A 19,618-nucleotide genomic window follows, 5' to 3' on the forward strand; every position below is an offset into this window, starting at 1 on the left:
ATATTTAACTGAGATTTCAGATATTGTGAGCTCCTGTTCTTAGTTTGCGATCGATTATTCAGCAAGTCCTAATTAAACTACTAATGCTTGAGTATGTTGAGCGAAATGGATAGAGTTTAGTATAAAGGAAAATGCAGATTCCTAAACAAAACTAATATTAACTGTTACAATGGCAGGCCAAGTATAACAATTTTCGCATCATTTGTGTGTGTAATTATTGTAGGGGCAAACCCCCCGTGGTTGCCCCGCTTTGCCTGTGATCGGGGTAGGCAAAGAAAGGCACTACCCCTACATCTTTGTACGACTCCTGCAAGGACTGCTATAGCTGAAAAATTGCTAACCTAATTTGTTAGATACTTCTGCCAGTTTAGTCACCATTTGGGATACGGCTTTGTCAACTGCAGCGCTCAAAAGTGAGTCTTCATTGCTGCTGCCAGAATTGCTGCTGATACCTCTGACAGAAATATTAGAATCGCTTTGATCGGCTTCTCCTACTGCTTTTGCAGTGGCAAGAATATCTCCTGAAGCTGTACCGATTAACCGCACATCTATTTGAACGGTAGCTTTGGTTTTTTGTGAACCGGCGCCGATTCCCATGAAACTGCCGCCGCCGGATTGTTTGTCGATATTAAACTTGGTAATGGTGCCGATGAGCACGGCGTCAACTCCTAACTCTTTGCCAATTTCGGCAGCGGTACCGGCATCCATCGCACCGCTGCGATTTTGCTGTTTGAGCACTTGTTCGAGTTTGCTGCGATCGACTACTGTATAAGTGCCGTTGTTGACGAGTTCGTTGATTAGCAGTTCGCTGATGCCTTTGGCGGCGCCGACTCCCCTGTAGGAAGTGTAATAGCTGTTGGTGGTGCCGTAGTCGAAATCCATGACGACTAGGCGCTTTTTGGCAGTCGCTTGGGCGAGTTGGGTTGCGGGTTGGGTGGTGGCTGGGGTGGCGATCGCGTTGACTGAAACGCCGGCTAGCATTAGGGTAGCGAGGGAAATGCTGGTTAAGCGAGATATGGTGGTTGTTTTCATAAAGGTTTCCTCACAGTGACTTTGTGCCGACTCTAGGATACTTTACGGAACAGTCCGATGTCAGGGTTGGGGGTGAGGAGGTTGGAATTGGCGGGTTTTAGTGTTTTTTGACTTTCAACGGGCTTAATTTTTGTTAATTAACCGCAGAGGACGCAGAGGACACAGAGAAAGAAAGGAAGAGTGTAATCAAGCTTTCAATCCTTTATAGGGATTTAGGGGTTTGTCTGCCAATAATTTTAATATCTCTGTACTTTAACGGTGGCCACAACCGCACAGCCATCCAATATTCCTCTTACGCCCCAGCTTCCATAAAACCCATCAACCAATTAGCCATCGTCGCCCTGCGAGTCTGTCTTGGCCCGAATTCCCCAATTTTATAGCCTTTAAAGCCCAATTTTTCCTTCAGCAACTGCTTCTTTTCTGGAGGGGTCGATCGAGTCAATTTCACCGTCGCGGGCCTAGAATCGATAAAATCCGGCGGTTCCGGGTACTCTTGCCGCCACTCGGATGCAACACCTGCACTGTTCCACTTGCCAGTCTCGGCATCCCAGCGGTAGCCCAGATATTGCCAAACTAATTGGTTGACAGCAGCATCGTCGATTTCTTCGTTGAGAATAGCCCAAATAGTTTCGTTATTCAGCGGTGGTAATTCAGACATAAGCGCGATCGAATCGGAAATAAAAAAAGTTTAACTCACATTAGATAACATGATCAGGAACGGGCCGGACAGCCCGTTCCACAAAACATCATAGGAATTTGTTTGTGGGGTGGATACGCGAACCCGCCCAAAATGCCACCCCCAAAAAAATTAATTATTCAAAATTCCGTCTTTCTGGGCCATAGACAGCATTAAGTCAATTACGCGGCTAGAATAACCCCACTCGTTGTCGTACCAGGAAACAACTTTGAAAAACTTAGAATTCAGTTCAATTCCCGCACCTGCATCGAAAATGCTCGATCGCGCGTCGCCCTTAAAATCTGTCGAAACAACTGCATCCTCAGTATATCCAAGAATGTTTTTGAGTTCGCCCTCTGAAGCTTTTTTCATTGCCTCGCAAATTTCTTTATAGCTAGTTTCCTTCGCCGTTTTGAAAGTAAGGTCAACTACAGACACGTCGGGAGTTGGCACGCGCAAAGCCATTCCAGTCAATTTTCCTTTCAATTCAGGCAACACTAAAGTAACAGCTTTCGCTGCACCGGTCGAAGATGGAATAATATTTTGAGCCGCACCGCGTCCTCCCCGCCAATCTTTTTGGCTAGGGCCGTCTACAGTTGGTTGAGTAGCTGTCATTGCGTGAACTGTAGTCATTAAACCTTCTTCCAATCCGAAGTTATCGTTGATAACTTTGGCAATTGGTGCTAAACAATTTGTCGTACAGCTAGCATTAGAAACAACCGTATCTTTTGCCGGGTCAAATTTGTGGTGGTTGACGCCTACTAGAAAAGTTGGAACTTTTTCCGGGTCTTTTGTCGGTGCTGAAAGTATTACTCGTTTTGCTCCCGCCGTCAAGTGTTTTGATGCGCCTTCAAAATCTGTAAACAATCCGGTAGATTCTACAACATAATCGGCGCCGGATTTACCCCAGGGCAATTCGGCAGGATTTCTAATCGCTGTACAGGGGATAAATTTTCCGTCAACGACAATCCCGTCTGGTTTACTTTCAACTTCGCCGTCGTAAATGCCGTGGGTGGAGTCGTATTTGAAAAGATAAGCCAGGTTTTCTGGCGAAACTAAGTCGTTAATGCCGACAAATTCGATGTTGGGGTTTTTGATGCCGGCACGCATGACTAGCCGTCCGATGCGACCAAATCCGTTGATGCCGACTTTTAATGCAGCCATGTTTAAACTCCTATTGAAAATATAGTTAGTCGATCGGGCGTTAGCGAAGCCCTCGCAGAGGAGCGCCTGTTGTGGCTTAGAATTTACCACGCTCACTGATTTTTGCAACTGATTCTTTTCTATCTCTTAAGAATTCTGAATTCTGCCCCGGCTGGGAAGGGCAATTCATCCTGAAATAACCGCTGACTAATGGCTAAGGGCTGATGATTATCAACTTGTAAAAGTGCTATAATAGACTGAGATTATTTTCAAAATAGCTTTTTTTAAATCAGGTTAAAGTAATAATAAAAAACTTATACAAAATGCGAAACGGATTGGCATTCTCACCAGTGGCGATTGTCGGAACCAAAGCCTAGTATTAAAGTCGCATATCCGCTCAAGGACACGGCAATGCCGTGTCCCTAAACATATGGCGTAGAATCTATATGTAGCTCAAATTTTCCGAATTGGTCTAATCACCAATAACTAATGACTACCCGACGCACCTAGTAATTAGCAATTCCACCGCATCTGAAATAAAACACGACCCACCAAACTTATTTAGAACTGGTCTAATGTTTTCTGCAACTGCTGAAACTTGAGCTGGTGAACAAAAAGCAAGCACATAAATGTTATCCAGCGCCGTCATTGATGACTGGCGCGAAACGTGATCCCTGGTGCTTTTTCCCGCGACATCACGAATCACCGAATAACCGGGTACGCCAGCTTTGTCTAAACCGTCTAAAATCTTGCCGAGCTCCACTGAGTGGGCTATGATTTCTACTCTTTTGACTGACTCCATCATCTCACCTCCAAAACATATTGATTCCGTATAGATACAGGGGAATGCCTACAATGATATTAAATGGAAATGTCACTGCTAAGGCAGTTGAAATGTAAAGACTTGGGTTCGCTTCGGGAACAGTTAGGCGCATGGCTGCTGGTACTGCTATATAAGAAGCACTCGCGCACAATACGGCAAACAGCAAAGTGTCTCCTTGCGGCATTCCGATTAATTTGGCTATTAGCAAAGCAATTACTGCGTTGAGTATGGGAATTAGGATTGCAAAGCCGATCAGAAAAATTCCTGCTTCTTGCAAATCTTTAATTCTGCTAGCGGCAACCAGCCCCATGTCTAGCAAGAAAAAAGTCAGAACTCCGTAAAACAAGTCTTGAGTAAACGGACTCATAACTTCCCAACCGTGTTCTCCTGTCATTATGCCCATAATTAGGCTGCCAATCAGTAGAAAAACTGAACTGTTTAGGAATGCTTCTTGCAACACTTCTGGCCAAACTATTTCGCGTTTTCCTTCTTCCCCGCCAAATACACTGACTAGAATGAGACCGACTATAATGGCTGGGGATTCCATTAATGCTAGCGCGGCTACCATGTAACCGTCAAAGTCGATCCCCTGTGCTGTGAGGAAGGAGGTTGCGGTGATAAATGTGACGGCGCTGATGGAACCGTAGGTGGCTGCGATCGCTGCGGCATTGTAGGAGTCGAGTTTGACCCTCAGTATGAAAAAAGTATAAATGGGTACTAGCATTGACATCAGCATCGCTGCCAAAATTGTCAGGGCAACTTGCTGGTCAATGCCGCTTTTGGACAGTTCGACACCGCCTTTAAATCCGATCGCAAACAGCAGGTACAGCGAAAACAGTTTGGGGATGGGCGCTGGAATTTCTAAATCAGATTTGAGAAAAATTGCCAGCATTCCCATGAAAAAAGCCAATATGGGTGGATTTAAGATATTTGACGCGACTAAACTCAAATCCACGATCGTTCACTCCCATTTCTTGCGTTTTTAATATTACTTCCCCAGTAATTGTGGCACGAGAATGGATCAATAGACCGATCGAACTTTTGAGGCGAAAGCTCGATCACGCTAAATACCGCCAAATACGGCAAAGGCGCACAGTACGCACCCTACAACGAAGGTATGCACTGGGCACCTGCAAGCTAAGTATTTTGGTTTAACTAAGCAACACCCAAATAAGACTCTAGGGCTTCGGAACCACCGATCAACTTGCCGTCGATAAATACTTGCGGCACAGTTGTAGCCCCAGTCATAGCCCGGAGCGATCGAGTTGTGATCTCCCGGCCCAAGACGATTTCTTCATAATCAAAGCCATGTTTACTCAGCAGTGCCTTAGCCTTAGCGCAGAAGGGACAGCCCATTTTTGTAAACAACGAAACGACCTTCGGCTTGGCTGCTGCGGAGTTGATGTAGTTGAGCATCGTCTCGGCATCGGACACTTTGAAAGGGTCGCCCGGTTCATCAGGCTCAATAAACATTTTTTCAACCACGCCATCTTTTACCAGCATCGAATAACGCCAAGACCGCTTGCCAAAGCCTAAATCTGTTTTGTCTACCAGCATTCCCATGCCTTCAGTAAATTCACCGTTACCGTCGGGAATTAACGTCACATTGTCTGATTCTTGGTCTTTTGCCCACTCGTTCATCACAAAAGTGTCGTTGACGGAAATACAAACTATTTCATCTACGCCATTTTCTTTGAAAACTTTGGCACATTCGTTGTAACCGGGGAGGTGCGTTGACGAACAAGTGGGCGTAAAAGCTCCTGGCAGCGAGAAGACTACTACGGTTTTACCTGCAAATATATCATCGGTGGTGACATCCACCCACTCGTTGTCTTTGCGAGTGCGAAAGGTGACTTTGGGTACTCTTTGACCTTCTTGGTTCGTCAGCATGATTTTAAATTCTTAGGTACTTGGGTTAAATTCCTTTCCTGATTATAGCGTACTCATAACGAGTATGACTTGTCAAGGGGCAGCGGGTTTTTTCCTGGGACGTGGGCGCGGGGCCGTAAGAAATCAGGTTTCTGCACAATACAAAACTTTTTAAGTATGTTAAGTACAGAAAAACCTGTTTTTATATAAATGGAAATATATTTTTACAAATATGACTTTTATAATTTGATGAATTTACATTGTGAATTTTATGACTTTTATGTATTGACAGGCTCAGCAGTTTATTTTATGATGTTAATTACAACTTTTAATCAGGGCATACATCATGGTTTTACAAGCAGATCCATCTGAACCGCGCCGCTTAATTGGCGACAATACATCCGAAATCGATTTTTTATTTAGTTTAGATGAAATTGATTTCCCTTTGGGAGCATAGATGCTCGGAGGTGACGATATACTTTTCGGTTCCCCAGCTAACGATTTAGCTTATGGCAATGAAGGAGAAGATGCTTTTGACGGAGATTTGGGTAACGATTCCTTGTTCGGAGGAAGGGGGAAAGATGCACTATCTGGAGAGGAGGGAAATGACTATATCAGCGGAGGGCAAGATGCAGATATTATTGATGGCGGTGACGGAAACGATTTTTTATTGGGCGGTAGAGGCAATGATTGGTTAATCAGCGGTAACGGAGATGACACTCTAATTGGAGGTTTGGGGCGAGACTATTTATATAGCGCGGGCGACGATCCAGATTTACCTAAAATCGGCAGCAATTTGTACGTCTTACAAGCAGAGCCCGGACTTACAGATATCAATAATGCGGATGTGATTTTACCTTTCAAAGTTGGTGCCGATCGAATTGGATTAGCGGGCGGTTTGACGGCCAGCGATGTAGTTTTGGAAAACCTGACAAATGTGACAATTGTACTTCGGTTAGACCTGCCGCAAAGTTTTCAAAACTTTATCGAACCTGGTCAATTTGATGGTGTACCGACGGTGAGTTCAGGAACTGTAATCAGAGTTAAAAATTCCAGCGATATATTAGGTTTTGTTGACGGTGTAACGCCTGCCCAGATTCAAGGCAGTATTATTTCGGTTCAAGGATTCTAATCTCAAACGACAAGAAGGTACTCAGTTTAGCGGCGGGTAATAAGGGGAACCGGAATAACTCAAAGTTCCCCTTCTTCTGGGGGAGTAGGAGGTATGGGAGGACGAGGGAGACTCAGCTAAAAATAAGATGTATGCAGAGGAGGTCATCAAGAAGATTTTAAACTTGGTGTTTAGTCCGATCGCAAATTTCGCCTCCATTCCTTTGCTGCTGCTAACGGGTGAGGATTTTTTACACATTCTGTCAACATATCGATATCAATTCCCGGTAGCAATTCGCTTTGTGTGATTAATTCATAACCGCAGTTGGACACGAATTCAACCGGAATTTCTTCTCGCAAATGGTAGATAGAAAATCGGTCATTTCGCCAGAACCAAACCTCTCGCACATTCAACCTTCTATACAGTTCTAGTTTATTGATGCTGCCACTGGTAACAATCACTTCAATTACCAAATCGGGAAATTCTTTATCTGTGCCAATACAGTAAGCTTCATCCGGTTCCGTACCGCCACTTTTTTCCTCTTGTCGCAGAGTTGTAGACCCAAAAGGAAAATATTCGATGTCAGCTTCTACAAAATAAATAAGCAGCAGATCTCCAATGCGAGTTTTTCTACTTTCATGGCGGCGAGAAGGTGACATAATTTCCAAAACTCCATCTAAATAAGTAACTCGATATCCTGCCGCATCTCCAATCCGATTCAGCAGTGTCTCGTATTGTTCCCAGTTGGCGCTATCGGTAATGTAGCGATCTTCAGGATCTTGGCGTTGGAGTGCTTGTTCCTTAAGTAGCGTATCTAGCTCGAACGTCAGCATTGGTATTACCTCCTTAGAAGTTGTTCTAATCTTAGCTCAACTTTATTCCCAATCAAACTGCCTCCCCAAATATTCCTCTAATTCCTGATTGTAAGGTCGGAAATAATCGCTCAACCTGTCGCGAACCGATTCATTGATCGGCTGGTAAGAACCGGGATTAGCATTTTGGTATTCAGATAATTGATATTCCGGCAAATCTAAAAATTCTAAAACTTGCTTGACAGTTGTCGCCGCACCTGAATAAAAATCTTCGCTTTTCAAAATTAACAACTGTTCTGGGGGAAAGAAATTCCGCCAGTTTTTGATAAATTCTATGTACCTACCGCGAGCTAAATAATTCCCCGGTTCCTCGCCGATGATGTATTCTGGATTTTGACTCAACCGTTCAACTTCATCGCTAATTACTCGATCGAGCGATCGCGCTTCCCAATTTAAGCCCGTCAAGCGGTAGAATTGAGAAATCGCCCGATCGACCGGATTTCGCAAAAGTACAATCAGTTTAGCCTCTGGAAACAGGCTGTAGAGACGTTCCGGTGCTTCCCGATAGTCAAAATAGCTCGGACTTGCTTCGCCAGTCAAAAATTCCTCACCCTCCGGCATTGGCGGAAAATGAGCCAAATACCAATCAATCCCTCTGTCAAAGTGCCACGATAAAAAATCCATCTCCTTTTTAATCGGAGTCAAAATTTGCGGGTGTTGAGCTAAATAAGTATAAAGAGAAGTTGTACCGCACCGCTGAGAACCAATAATTATAAAGTTAGGAACTTTGACTGGTTTTAAGTTCAAATTTTGTAGAACAGGCATCTTGCCTGTTCTATTACTTAGAATAGATGCAAAACTTTGTTTGAAACTGACTGTTCGATAAAAATCAATCGCCTCGGCAATTTTACCTTGCCTCGTCAAAGCTTCTCCCAAATTCAGATAAGGCCAAAAAGCCTCCGGTTTAGCTGCAACAACTTCGCGGCACAAGTTCTCCACTTCATCTAGCTTGTTTTGCCTAACAAAAACTTCCCACAAATTGTAATAAAACCACCAAGGAAGATCGGGATTTATTTCTATTGCTTGGAAAAATGCCGCCGCCGCTTCCTCCCAATATTTTTGGTGGCTCAGAACAGCACCTAAATTATAATAAGACCAGCAATCATCGGGTTTTTGGGCTACAGTTGCGCGAGATGAGGCTAATGCGCGGTCGCACTTTTCTTGCTGCTGCAACAAGTCCTCTAATTTCGCTGATATTTCTGCACAACTCGGCATCCTTGTCAATAGCAATTTGTAAATAATAATTGCGCTTTTTGGGCGATCGTACTTGGCTAAATTCTCTCCTAACTTCAAATAAAAATCCCAATTTTCCGGTGTAATTTGCAATTGAGATTGTTCTAACACTAAATTTAAATCCGACTCTGTTTGTCCGAGAGCATATCCCAACTTCTCGTAAATTCCCGGCAAATCTCTGTCAATTTCAACAGCTTTTAAATACCTAGCGATAGCTTCATCCCACTGTTTTAGTTTAGTTAAAGTGTCGCCTAAATTGCAAAAAGACCAAGCAAAATCCGAGTTGAGTGCAATCTCGCAACGGTAAGCGACAGCAGCTTCTTCCCATTGCCCAAGTTTCAGCAAAGCATCGCCCAAATTGTGATAAGACCAGGAAAAATCGGGATTTAACTCAACAGCTTTTTTGTAAGCAGCGACAGCTTCCTCCCATTTTTCAAGTTTCAGGAAAACATCGCCCAAACTGTGATAAGACCAAGAAAAATTGGGATTTAATTCAATAGCTTTTTTGTAAGCAGCAACAGCCTCATCAAAGCGGCCGCTTTCTTGCAGGGAATTCCCCAAACTGTGGTAGTCATTATCCATGCAAAACTCCTGCCATAGCCAGTAATTTCTCCAGCGAACTCAAATCCAACTGCATATCTTTATGTAAAGGTTTGGTCGGAGTTCCATCATCAACCAAATCACCAATTAAATAGTAATGTTCCAAACCGCACAAATTACTAATCATCCAATAACAATGCGGAACGTAAAGGGGAGAAAAAATCTCAATTACCTTAGTTCCAGAACTGCAAAAAACTAGATTTGTCAACCCCCCTCCGTGGGGTGCGACAACTACTTTAGCAGCAGCCAAACACGCTGCTTGTTCCGCTATGGACATCGTTTCCAGCTTCACACTGCGGAACCCAAATTTTTCTAAATATTTAATTACCTCTTCATCGTTGACTATTTGCCGATAAGATGCTTTTTGGCGGCTGATATAAATTCGCTCTGAATAGTCTGTATTGCGAGGCTGTTGTTCATTTGAAAATGTCTGTTTCAGATATTCACACTTCCATTTTGAAACCGCCCCAGATCCGTCATAAGATATTGAAGGAACTATTAATTTATCTGCTGTAATATGTAAATTGCAGCGACTTTCTAAAAGTTTCTCTTGAGGAATTCCTAAAATCTTTAAAGTTTCTGCTTGATAGGAAGAATCCGAGGCATTGACAACAAACTTATCTATAGTTTCTATCAATCCGCTACGCTGCAAAAGGTCAAATCGCGTAATCACATCAAACATCCAATGAAAATAAGCGGCTCCACCCCAGCGAGCAGATAAAAAAGCCACATTTCCATGGACGTGTTCAGCGGGAGTCAATTTGTCGGAAGTGATTACCAATTCAGAACAGCCCATTGAAATATCAGCAACAAGTTTATTGTTTGAAGTAATCACGGCGGTAGTCACAACATCTGCCCAAGCTCGTCCGTTTGGCAATACGGCAACAAAAGCTTTTCTGGAATGACTTTGATGTTCCCAAAATCTGCGGCTGCTGTCGATTGTTTTGGAATCAGATAAATTGATTTGACTCGCAGGATGGATGTCAATGCAGGTGAGGTGCGGATTGGATTCTGCTACAACGGTCAAATCTTCTGTAAACCCACAGTATTTTTCGAGAATACTTAAGGGTAAATTTTGATTACTGCATTTTGCCCGATCGCTCTCATCGACTTCTCCTTGTTGTTCCAGAGCATAACCTATATTATCGTATGCTTCAAACAAATCGGGTTTAATTTGCAGGGCTTGAACTAAATTAGTGATTGCAGGTTCCCACTGCTGTTTTGCAATTAAACTCAAACCCAATCCTTCGTAACACCAGCAGGATTTTGGATCGAGATTGATACCTTTTTCATAAATGGCGATCGCCCTTTCCAATTCTCCTTGATTCCGCAGTGCATCACCCAACTTTTTGTACAGCCAACTATGCTCAGCTTCTAGCTCAATAGCACGATTAAAAGCCCCTGCTGCTTCGGGCCAATTTTCTTGTAATTCCAGAACTTCTCCCAAAGCATTGTACAGCCAACAATCATCAGAATTTAATTCAATAGCTTTGCGGTAAGCCACCGCCGCTTCTTCCCAATGTTCCAGTGCAATCAAAGCCTTACCTAATCTATCGTAAGACCAACAAAAATCGGGATTTAGTTCAACTAACTTGCGGTAAGCAACAGCAGCTTCCTCCCACTCAGAAAGCTCCATCAGCACATCGCCTAAATTGTTGTAAGTCCAACAAAAATCGGGATTTAACTCAATAGCTTTGCGGTAAGCAGCAGCGGCTTCGCCCTGTTCCTCAATCGCCTGCAAAGTTTCCCCCAAAAAGTGGTAAGCCCAACTAAAATTAGGGTTTAGTGCGATCGCCCGTTGGTAAGCGACCCTAGCTTCGTCAAATAGTTCTTTTTTTTGCAAACTTTTACCCAACTTGTGGTAAGTTAAGTAGTTGCCCGACTTAATTTTAATAGCTGTTTGATAGCGGGCGATCGCCTCATCCAAATAACCCGCATTTGCTGCAATATCCCCCAACTTTTCCCAACCCAGAGACAACAGAGTTTGCTCTTCGCCCAAACTTTGATTGCCGATTTTTTTAACAATCAGTTGATAGCCTTTATGTACTACTTCTAACTGACTTGCAAACATCTCCAAAAAAACATCTATCCCTATTTTAGTATCTTGCTCCGGGCTGTCGGGAAACGTAAACTCGTAATCGTCAAAAATCATCAATCCCCCAACTTTCACCAACCTCCAAGATAAAATTGCATCTTGCAGAGCACTGGTGGGTTTGTGACAGCCGTCAACGTAAGCAACATCGTAATATTCCGAAGTCAAATTAATTAACAAATCTTGAGAGTAACCTTCTAATTCAATTACCCGATCTGCTGCTCCCGTTTTAACAATATTGCCCTTAAAATGTTGTTGAAAAAACAAATCAATACAAGTAATCTTTGCCGTCGGATGAGTTAAAATATTATCCAGCAGCCAGCAAGCCGACATTCCCTGAAAACTGCCGATTTCCACAACTTGAAAATCTGCAATTCCGGTAAATTCCTGCAAATGCCGTTTCCAAATAGGAATATTGTGGGTAAACCAATCTTGGGTAAATTGATAATCTTTCGCCGCACACTCAGCCCAACCCCTCAATTCGGCCGCTTTTTGGTGGCAAATAATTGCTTCTTCTAATTCCCCTAATTGGGGTAAAATATTTCCTAAATCGTTGTAAGGCTTAGAATTGCTCGGATCGATTTCAATTTGGTGGCGGTAAGTGGCAATTTGTGCGTATAACTCCTGTTGTTTCGCCCGAACATCATTCAGTTGGGCGACAACTTCCGCAGCATTGGGTTCAATTTGCAGTGCCATGCTATAAAATACGATCGCACCTTCCAACTGCTTCTGTTTCGCTAAACTATTGCCTAAATTTATATAAAACTCCGCTCCATCTAACTCAATTCCCAGCAAGTTGTGGTAAATTTTCCCGCTTGCAAGTACCTCTACACCTTGACAATAAGTTTCGATTGTGCTGTCTAAACCCGATTCGCTGCGCTTCCGTAAAACATATCCCAACCTCTGATTAATTCCCGTTAAATTCGGCTCAATCTGAACCGCGTGCAGGTAAGCGCTAACAGCTTCATCCCAGGATTGTTCGCAGGTTAAGGCAATTCCCAAATTACAATAAAACCAAGGAATATTGGGATTTATTGCAATAGCTTTGCGGTAGCAACTAATAGCTTCGGGCCACAGTTGTTTTTGAGCCAAAGCTTCCCCTAAATAATTGTAGGCCCAGTAGGAATTATCATTAATTTCAAGAGCCTGACGGTAACATTTAATAGCTTCATCCAACTCGCGCTTCTGCACCAAAACATTGCCCAAACCAAGGTAAGCACGAGCGTAGTTGGGATTGAGTTCGAGGCTTTTGCGGTAACAGGCGATCGCCCGATTTAATTCTCCTCGCTCCGCCCAAGTTTTACCCAAACTGTGGTAAGATTCAAACGAATTTGGATTGATGGCAATGGCTTGTCGGTAATTGGCGATCGCCTCATCCCACCGTTTCTCCCCGACCAGCATTTCCCCCAAATTGTGATAAGCTGTTGCCAGTTGCGGGTTTAACTTAATTGCCCGCGAATAACATTCAAGAGCGCGATCGAACTTCCCCAATTCAACTAAACTATTTCCTAGAGTGACGTGCTCGTCAGCAGTTGCCCAATTCGGCTCGATATTAAAAGCTTGATACCAGCACTCTGCCGCCTCTTCTGGCTTCTCTAACTGCGTCCAAATTCTCGCCAACTGCCGATAAACAGCAGCAAAATTAGGCGCTAGCGAAATCGCTTTTTCACAATTGGCGATCGCATTTTCCCACAGTTTTTCTTGAGAATACAAAATGCCGAGATTAGCATAAACTTCCGGCAAATTTGGATTGCGATCGATCGCCCTTTCATACCAATGCTTAGCTTGCTCGATTTCACCTCGAACCTGCATCACCTTTCCCAGCGTCTGACAAGCTGCCGCCAAATTCGGTTCAATTTTCAACGCTGACTCGCAAGCAGCAACTGCCTCATTCAACTTTCCTTCGGCTAAATAAACTTCTGCTTGCCGACTCAAATCAACCGCTGCCTTTTCCATCTTCTCAATCGAGGGCATAATTAAACTTTCTCCAGACACCAACTAACCCAAACCCACCACTTCAACCATCCTTTTCAGCGAACTCAAGTTCACTAAAATATCCTCAGTCAGCGAATTCTGATACATCAACTGTCTAATAGGATAGCATTCAAAAGCCTCGCCCGTTAAAAAGTAATGTTCCAACTGCAAATATTGACTGATTCCCCAGTAATAATGGCTGATATAGTGAGGCGACACCAACTCAATTACTTTAGTTCCCTGGCGACAAAAAATCGTATTTGTCAAGCCGCTGCCGTGGGCTGCAACTATTACCTCAGCGTGGTAAAAATGAGCAATTTGCTCTGCCAAAGACAAGGACTCAGGTAAAATAGAAACAAAGCCAAATTTCTCCAAAACCTCAACCACATCTTCCTCGTTCAAGACTCGTCGGTATCTTGCTTTGCTGCGGCTGATATAAATGCGTTTTGGATAGCTCGAACTAGGTACAATTCCCTTGAGAAACTCGCGCCTCAAAAAATCCATCGCCCACCCAGAAGGCCAGCCCAAATATCCCGCAAAAGACGGTACAATTAACTCGGTTGCTTGAATATGAGGCAAGCGATCGCTCTCCAAGACTTTCTCTTCTGGAATGCCCAGAATTCTTAGACTTTCCCGCTGAAATTGGTGCTGACAACTATTCACCAAAAACCAATCAATCTCCGCCCAATCCCTACCGCTGAGCCGCAGCAATTCTATCCTCGGCAAAACATCAACCATCCAGTGAAAATAGACATTTCCCGACAAACCCGAAAGCACCGCCACGCTGCCGTCAATTTGCTTTAAGCCTGGAAACGATTCTAACTGAAAAACGCTGTGTTTCCTCACATCATACTTTTCGCATCCCGGCAAAAACCCCGGATAATCTCTCGACACATCAGCCAACAAATAATTGTCAGGAGTAATTACAGCGATCGCCTTGCAAATCAGCCAATAATTTTCCTGCGGCACAATCCAAACTCGCCCGTTAGGAATTGCAGCCACAAAAGTCTTGGGCGACTGTACAGGTATTGGTTGCGAGTTGGACAAACGGCAAACTCCCCAACCCAAATGCACCGGATCGAACCACTTAGAAAGTCGCTGCAAACACAGCCCGCAAGTTAACCCGGCACAATCGGAATTTGCCAATTGGGAATTGGATCTCACAAATTGGGAATTCGGAATATTTTCTGCACTTGCTTCTGGTGCGGATTCCCAAAATATTTCCACATAATTGTCAGCATCCAACTTAGCATTAACCAGCCAATCCCAACTCGATAAATAAATAGCGTGAGGAGGTTTTATAGAAGTGCTATCTGGCAATATAAAACTCTGTTTTTCCCACTCTTTCTGGTCTCCATACCCGTGCAATTGCAACTCTAAAACTTTTTGATAATAATCAAGCGCCCGTTCCCAGCGCCCCTGTTTTTCCAGCAGTTTTGCCAACTCAAAATAAACCTGCGGTAAAGCAGGTTGAATCGTCAAAGCCATGCGGTAAACTGCAATTGCTGCACTGAACCGCTTTTGCTGGGCTAAGGAATTTCCCACCCGCCAGTAAATCTCTGCATTTTGTGGCTGAATTTGCAAAGCTTTTTGATAATAAGCGGTGGCAGATTCGTGTCCGCCGTACTCTGTTAAAGCATTTCCCAAATGCAAGTAAATTTCGGCTAAGTTATCGCAAATTTGAGCAATTGGTAATTGGGCATTGGGCATTGGGCATTGGGCATTGGGAATAGTTTCTTTTTCTTCCTTCTTCCCTCTTCCTTCTTCCTTCTTCCCTCTTCCTTCTTCCTTCTTCCCTCTTCCTTCTTCCTTCTTCCTTCCAATTAGTGCTGTGAGAAATCGATCGCACGCAGCGATCGCCCTGGACAATTCATCATCTTCTACCGCCGCAACTCTGCGCCTGTCTCCTAAGCGGCAGTAAGCTTCAACAAAATCAGGCTTCAGAGCTATTGCCCGCTCAAAATAAGGCATGGCTTCAGCAATTTTGCCCAAAACCATCAAAGAAAACCCAGCGTCTGTATAGCCCGAAATATAGTCGGAATTGATCTCGATCGCGCGATCGAAACAAGCAACCGCAGCCGAATGTTCCCCCTGTAATTGCCACGCTTTCCCCAGATTGTAATGAGCCAAAACCATGTCCGGCTCCAACTCAATAGCGGTGAGGTAAGATGCGATCGCCCGATCGGGATTTTTGTCCAGCAAGGCTTGACCCAAATTATTGTGCAGCGTCGCCCAATCCGGCTTAATCTCCATCGCCCGCTGGTAAACCTCGATCGCCTCAGCAGCCCGATCGTCCTTTAGCAAAATCACACCCAGATTGCTGTAAGCTTCCACGTAATCCGGCGCCACGGCGATGGCCTGCCGGTAGGTATCCATTGCCTCTTCGAGCTGACTATTTTCATCTAAAACCACAGCCAGATTGTATAAAGCATCGAGATAATCCGGTTTTTGGGCGATCGCCTTTCGGTAACACTCGATCGCCCCCAACAAATTACCCTGCTTGTGAAAAACATTTCCCAAGTTATAATGAACTTCCGCCCAATCTGGTTTCAAATCCAGAGCTTGTCGGTAGTGAAAAACCGCTTCATCCAGCCACGAATAGTCGTTGTAAAGTTGACCCAAATAAGCATGAGCCAGAAAAAACTGCGGCGAAATCTCCAAAGCTTGCACAAAAGCGTCTCTTGCCGCCGTCGGATCGCCTTGAGCTTCGAGAATTTCGCCTAAAGTCGTGTAAGCCGAGGGCGAAAACGGTTGAAGTTCGATCGCCTTTTTGCAAAACTCGATCGCCTCAGTTAACTTCCCCCGGTTCAAATAAATTTGGGCTTGCCGGATATATTCTTCAGTGCTCATTGCTAGCCAGCAGTTGCGGTTTCTTTACCGCTTCAGTAAAACTTAGAAATTCTAATTTAAAAACTTTGTATTTATATTTTGCCCGATCGGGCGATCGATTAATTTTATCAATAACTGTCGATCAACTTTTTTGTAACTGCCCCTGCTTTAGTTCCTGCATTGAATATTTCAACCTCACCCCGCTTGTGGCAGAGTGAGGTTGAAATCCTTTAAAACTACCGGCTTTGTGAGAACAGCCCCGAATCTTATCCGGTGCCGCCCCACAACAGCCAGTTGTTTTAGAACAACTCGAAGTTGTTCGAGGTAATTGTCAGACCAGGCTGCAACTGAGCAATAGTTAGCACTCCGCTGGTGCCGTTGAAGTACAACGCACCGCTTGTTGGGTCGTAGACTAACTTGTTCGTCGTGGCTGCTCCTGGAGTAGCTGCGTTGAAACCAGAAACGACGACAAACTCGCTTGCCTCGAGGCCGCTACCCAAACCAGCGAACACACCGCCCTGTTTCAAGCGGATCTTATCTTCGCCTGGGGTAAAGTCAGTGATCGTGTCTACGCCATAATCGCCACCGCTGGAGAAGAAGTAGAACGTATCGCTACCAGCACCGCCGGTCAGGACATCGCTGCCTCTGTCGCCAGAGATAAAGTCATTGCCAGAGCCACCATCGACAGTATCGTTGTCTTTACCGCCGAACAGGCTGTCGTTGCCGTCGCCACCGCTGACAATATCGTTGCCTCGGCCACCAAAGACTGTATCGCTGCCCGATCCGCCGAGTACGGTGTCGTTGCCGTTGTCGCCAGAAACCAAGTCATTGCCATCACCGCCGTCTACGAGGTCATCCCCTTTACCAGCAAAGATCCGGTCGTCGCCGCTGCCACCAGCGACCACATCAGCGCCGCTGCCTGCAAAGATATTATCGTTGCCGTCACCGCCGCCGACAGTGTCATTTCCGCCTCCGGTAATAATCAGGTCGTCGCCACCGCCACCGGCTACGACATCTGCGCCCCCAAAAGTCAGGATAATATCGTTATTTTCGCTGCCGTTCAACCTGTTGGCGCCGTTGATGCCGATAACGGTTGAGCCACCGCCACCACCACCACCTGGTAATGAACTTGCTGGCTGTGTTGGATTAGTTACCTGTGTCATTTACACTCCTCCTAAAAGATCAATCATTTTTCTACAATACACTTTTCCCTCCAAAGGGATTCAATAAATGAAACCGGACATCGGTTGAGACCCTAATTTACCCGGCTGCTATAAGCTGTCATGTAATTTAAATTGTCAGCAGCGAGCCTGGGAGCGCGAGTTGAATCCTGTATTCGTTGAGCAGCAAATCTCGGTTGTTTCCTGCTTTTGACTCTCGACTCCACCACTGCCTCCTCTAACACGAAAATATTCCACTTAAACGTTTGCGAGTTTACCATAATGACCGTCGGTGTGGCTAGTCATTATTAAAACAATAGCCGGAAGATACACAGAGACCATTTTTAATGGGAGTATGCTCTCAAGATTGAGAACTTGCACCGGGTCCTTAGCACTGTCGATCGCCGGAGAGTTCGATCGCCCGCAATGGGGCTGGAACTGAGCTGCGAGTTCTTTTAAGTACACTGTAGTTGACCAGACTTTTGATTTTCGCCAATAGTTCCCCAGGAATCAAAATTTTTTAACTGACTTTGAAAGCAAGCCGGCGCACACTGGAGGCCGTATTTAATCAAAAGTGCGTCCCAACACAGTCCCGGACGGACTTTTGAGCCTCATCACCTTGATGTTTCCAGCCAAATCACTCACCCTCAATGCAGGATTTTGGCTAAAAAACCCAGTTTTTCAACCACAATCCTTCATTTCAACCATGATCCGCATCCACCCGGACAATCAGACAATGCAGCGCTCGTCTTTTGGTGAAGTTGGGATGAACGGTGAGTCGGTAAAGTTGTGACGGTACTGTCACTAGATTTTAGATTTAGTCCAAAGATGAATCTGGGAACTGGGACTAGGATATAAAATTTGGAGATGCTGGCGACTCCTGCCCCAGTTATGGGTTAGCCCAATTGTAGTTATGAATAATTTACCTGTTTATCATGAATGCTGAAGCCGTCAATTTTTTGATGGCATCTATCGAACCCAATGTAAAATTCTTACCTCGATACTCGCCGGATTTATCTCCCATCGAGCTGTAGTGGGCAAAAATCAAAGCAATTTTGCCTTCTGAAGCATATCCACCTTCAAATGTTCTTGATGAAGCGATTACTAAAGCTATTAAGGCTCTTACTGATGAAAATGCTTGGCTATCCTTTCATCACTCTGGTCTCTTTTGAGAAGAAATTAAATAGTTAATTTTTGCGGTACTTTCGATGGCTAATACCTGTGGGTGAAAATATTAAGTTTTTAGCAAAGACTTTTTTACTAATTGTTGTTAACTTCGAGCTGATCATTAACGATTAGCAAATTACCCGAAATTTTGTTCGGCATTCATTCAGAGAAAATCTCTACTATTTATTTCTAGCGGTGTGCTTCAAGTTGCGCTGGTAACGCGTTGGAATTGCTCTGGCTGTCGTACTTGTAGATGTGAACGTGAGAGTCACTCTCGAAAATATAATTGATGGAAGTAGCTCCATAGTATGCCAGCGCTAGCAGCGACAAGAGATGAAGAACTCTATAAATTGGTTTCTCAGATACTTGGTTCATTTTGACTCCTACTTTTTATGCAAATAACGAATTTGGATACCGTGACGGCAGTTTTTTTTAGAAGTTCCCAAACATCTCGCACGTCTAAAAATTTAGCTAGCTCCCGTTATAAACTCCTGATGCCCGATCGCCAAAAATAAGTCGTACTTGAGATTTGAAACAGTTTTTGTTGCCTATTTCATATTGGAGTCTTTGCCTTGAATTGTCTATCTAACTGCGGTAAGAGTTAGGCCTTTTGGCTGCCAGCGAACTCTACAATTTACTGTTTAGAGCTGCTACGATTTGAATAAAGAGAGCTGGGAAAGGTTACAGAGCAAAGAGCCTAGCTGTTTTTCAACACCTAGCCAGGATTTTCCCACATTCGATTAATGGTAGGTAGCAGCCGGAAGTATAAAAACTCTTAAGTTGGTCAGCGGCAGGCGGAAATATGTCTGAAGTTATATTTTTGCAAACAACAGGCCATGTTACATTACATATTAATTTTGAGCTTGGTTGAGGTGGCAGATAATTTTTGAGTAAAAAAATGTTGTGGTCGCTGTCCGACAGTTTCGGTCTGACAGTTTTGCATGAACAATTTTGACCGAAAGTATCCAGGATACAAGCCCCCGGAATCATCTGTCCAGAAATAAAAAACCTGTATCCGATGAAACTTGCCCCCCGAA

The 19,618-nt window shown here is 44.2% G+C and carries 13 protein-coding genes; 2 read left to right on the top strand and 11 right to left on the bottom strand.

The annotated features are described in order from the left end of the window. Window positions 1-336: 336 nt before the first annotated feature. From QUB37_RS00005 to QUB37_RS00030, 6 genes are all read right to left on the bottom strand, one after another. Entirely contained in the window at window positions 337-1,032 is a 696-nt protein-coding gene (locus QUB37_RS00005; RefSeq protein ID WP_333157963.1) for an LPS assembly lipoprotein LptE, read from the bottom strand. 292 nt (window positions 1,033-1,324) lie between these two features. Further along, window positions 1,325-1,690, bottom strand: a complete 366-nt coding sequence (locus QUB37_RS00010) for a DUF1823 family protein (RefSeq protein WP_333157964.1) — start codon at window positions 1,688-1,690, stop codon at window positions 1,325-1,327. Between the two features lie 150 nt (window positions 1,691-1,840). Beyond that, window positions 1,841-2,872: a type I glyceraldehyde-3-phosphate dehydrogenase gene (gap, locus tag QUB37_RS00015; RefSeq protein WP_333157965.1), complete on the bottom strand. Its 1,032-nt coding sequence runs from the start codon at window positions 2,870-2,872 to the stop codon at window positions 1,841-1,843. Window positions 2,873-3,344: 472 nt separating this feature from the next. Continuing rightward, window positions 3,345-3,656 (bottom strand): P-II family nitrogen regulator, encoded by a 312-nt coding sequence (locus tag QUB37_RS00020; RefSeq protein ID WP_333157966.1) that lies wholly within the window; start codon window positions 3,654-3,656, stop codon window positions 3,345-3,347. Window position 3,657: 1 nt separating this feature from the next. Then, window positions 3,658-4,629 carry a sodium-dependent bicarbonate transport family permease gene (locus tag QUB37_RS00025; protein WP_333157967.1) on the bottom strand — a complete coding sequence of 324 codons (972 nt, stop codon included), beginning with the start codon at window positions 4,627-4,629 and terminating at the stop codon, window positions 3,658-3,660. Window positions 4,630-4,829: 200 nt separating this feature from the next. Further along, a complete protein-coding gene (locus QUB37_RS00030) occupies window positions 4,830-5,564 on the bottom strand; it encodes a glutathione peroxidase (RefSeq protein WP_333157968.1) in 735 nt (244 codons plus the stop codon). 436 nt (window positions 5,565-6,000) lie between these two features. On the opposite strand from QUB37_RS00030, the gene QUB37_RS00035 reads away from it, so the two are divergent. Further along, the gene (locus tag QUB37_RS00035; protein WP_333157969.1) at window positions 6,001-6,675 is read left to right on the top strand and encodes a calcium-binding protein; all 675 of its coding nucleotides are present in this window, start codon (window positions 6,001-6,003) and stop codon (window positions 6,673-6,675) included. A gap of 170 nt (window positions 6,676-6,845) precedes the next feature. Here the strand turns inward: QUB37_RS00035 and QUB37_RS00040 are convergent, their stop codons facing one another. The 5 genes from QUB37_RS00040 to QUB37_RS00060 form a co-directional block, all read right to left on the bottom strand. Continuing rightward, complete coding sequence (locus QUB37_RS00040) at window positions 6,846-7,487, bottom strand: Uma2 family endonuclease (RefSeq protein WP_333157970.1); 642 nt, start codon at window positions 7,485-7,487, stop codon at window positions 6,846-6,848. A 42-nt stretch (window positions 7,488-7,529) separates the two neighbouring features. After that, window positions 7,530-9,341: a tetratricopeptide repeat protein gene (locus QUB37_RS00045; RefSeq protein ID WP_333157971.1), complete on the bottom strand. Its 1,812-nt coding sequence runs from the start codon at window positions 9,339-9,341 to the stop codon at window positions 7,530-7,532. Continuing rightward, window positions 9,334-13,425: a tetratricopeptide repeat protein gene (locus QUB37_RS00050; protein ID WP_333157972.1), complete on the bottom strand. Its 4,092-nt coding sequence runs from the start codon at window positions 13,423-13,425 to the stop codon at window positions 9,334-9,336. Before QUB37_RS00050 ends, QUB37_RS00045 begins: the two co-directional genes overlap by 8 nt. 24 nt (window positions 13,426-13,449) lie before the next feature. After that, a complete protein-coding gene (locus tag QUB37_RS00055; RefSeq protein ID WP_333157973.1) occupies window positions 13,450-16,275 on the bottom strand; it encodes a tetratricopeptide repeat protein in 2,826 nt (941 codons plus the stop codon). Window positions 16,276-16,553: 278 nt separating this feature from the next. Continuing rightward, window positions 16,554-17,417: a calcium-binding protein gene (locus QUB37_RS00060; protein WP_333157974.1), complete on the bottom strand. Its 864-nt coding sequence runs from the start codon at window positions 17,415-17,417 to the stop codon at window positions 16,554-16,556. 571 nt (window positions 17,418-17,988) lie between these two features. Between QUB37_RS00060 and QUB37_RS00065 the strand changes: the two genes are divergently transcribed. Then, complete coding sequence (locus QUB37_RS00065; RefSeq protein ID WP_333157975.1) at window positions 17,989-18,207, top strand: hypothetical protein; 219 nt, start codon at window positions 17,989-17,991, stop codon at window positions 18,205-18,207. The last annotated feature ends 1,411 nt before the right edge of the window (window positions 18,208-19,618 follow it).

Origin of the sequence: Microcoleus sp. AT3-A2 (genome assembly GCF_036705685.1) — a bacterium.
In the GTDB taxonomy this organism is placed as follows: Bacteria; Cyanobacteriota; Cyanobacteriia; order Cyanobacteriales; family Microcoleaceae; genus Microcoleus.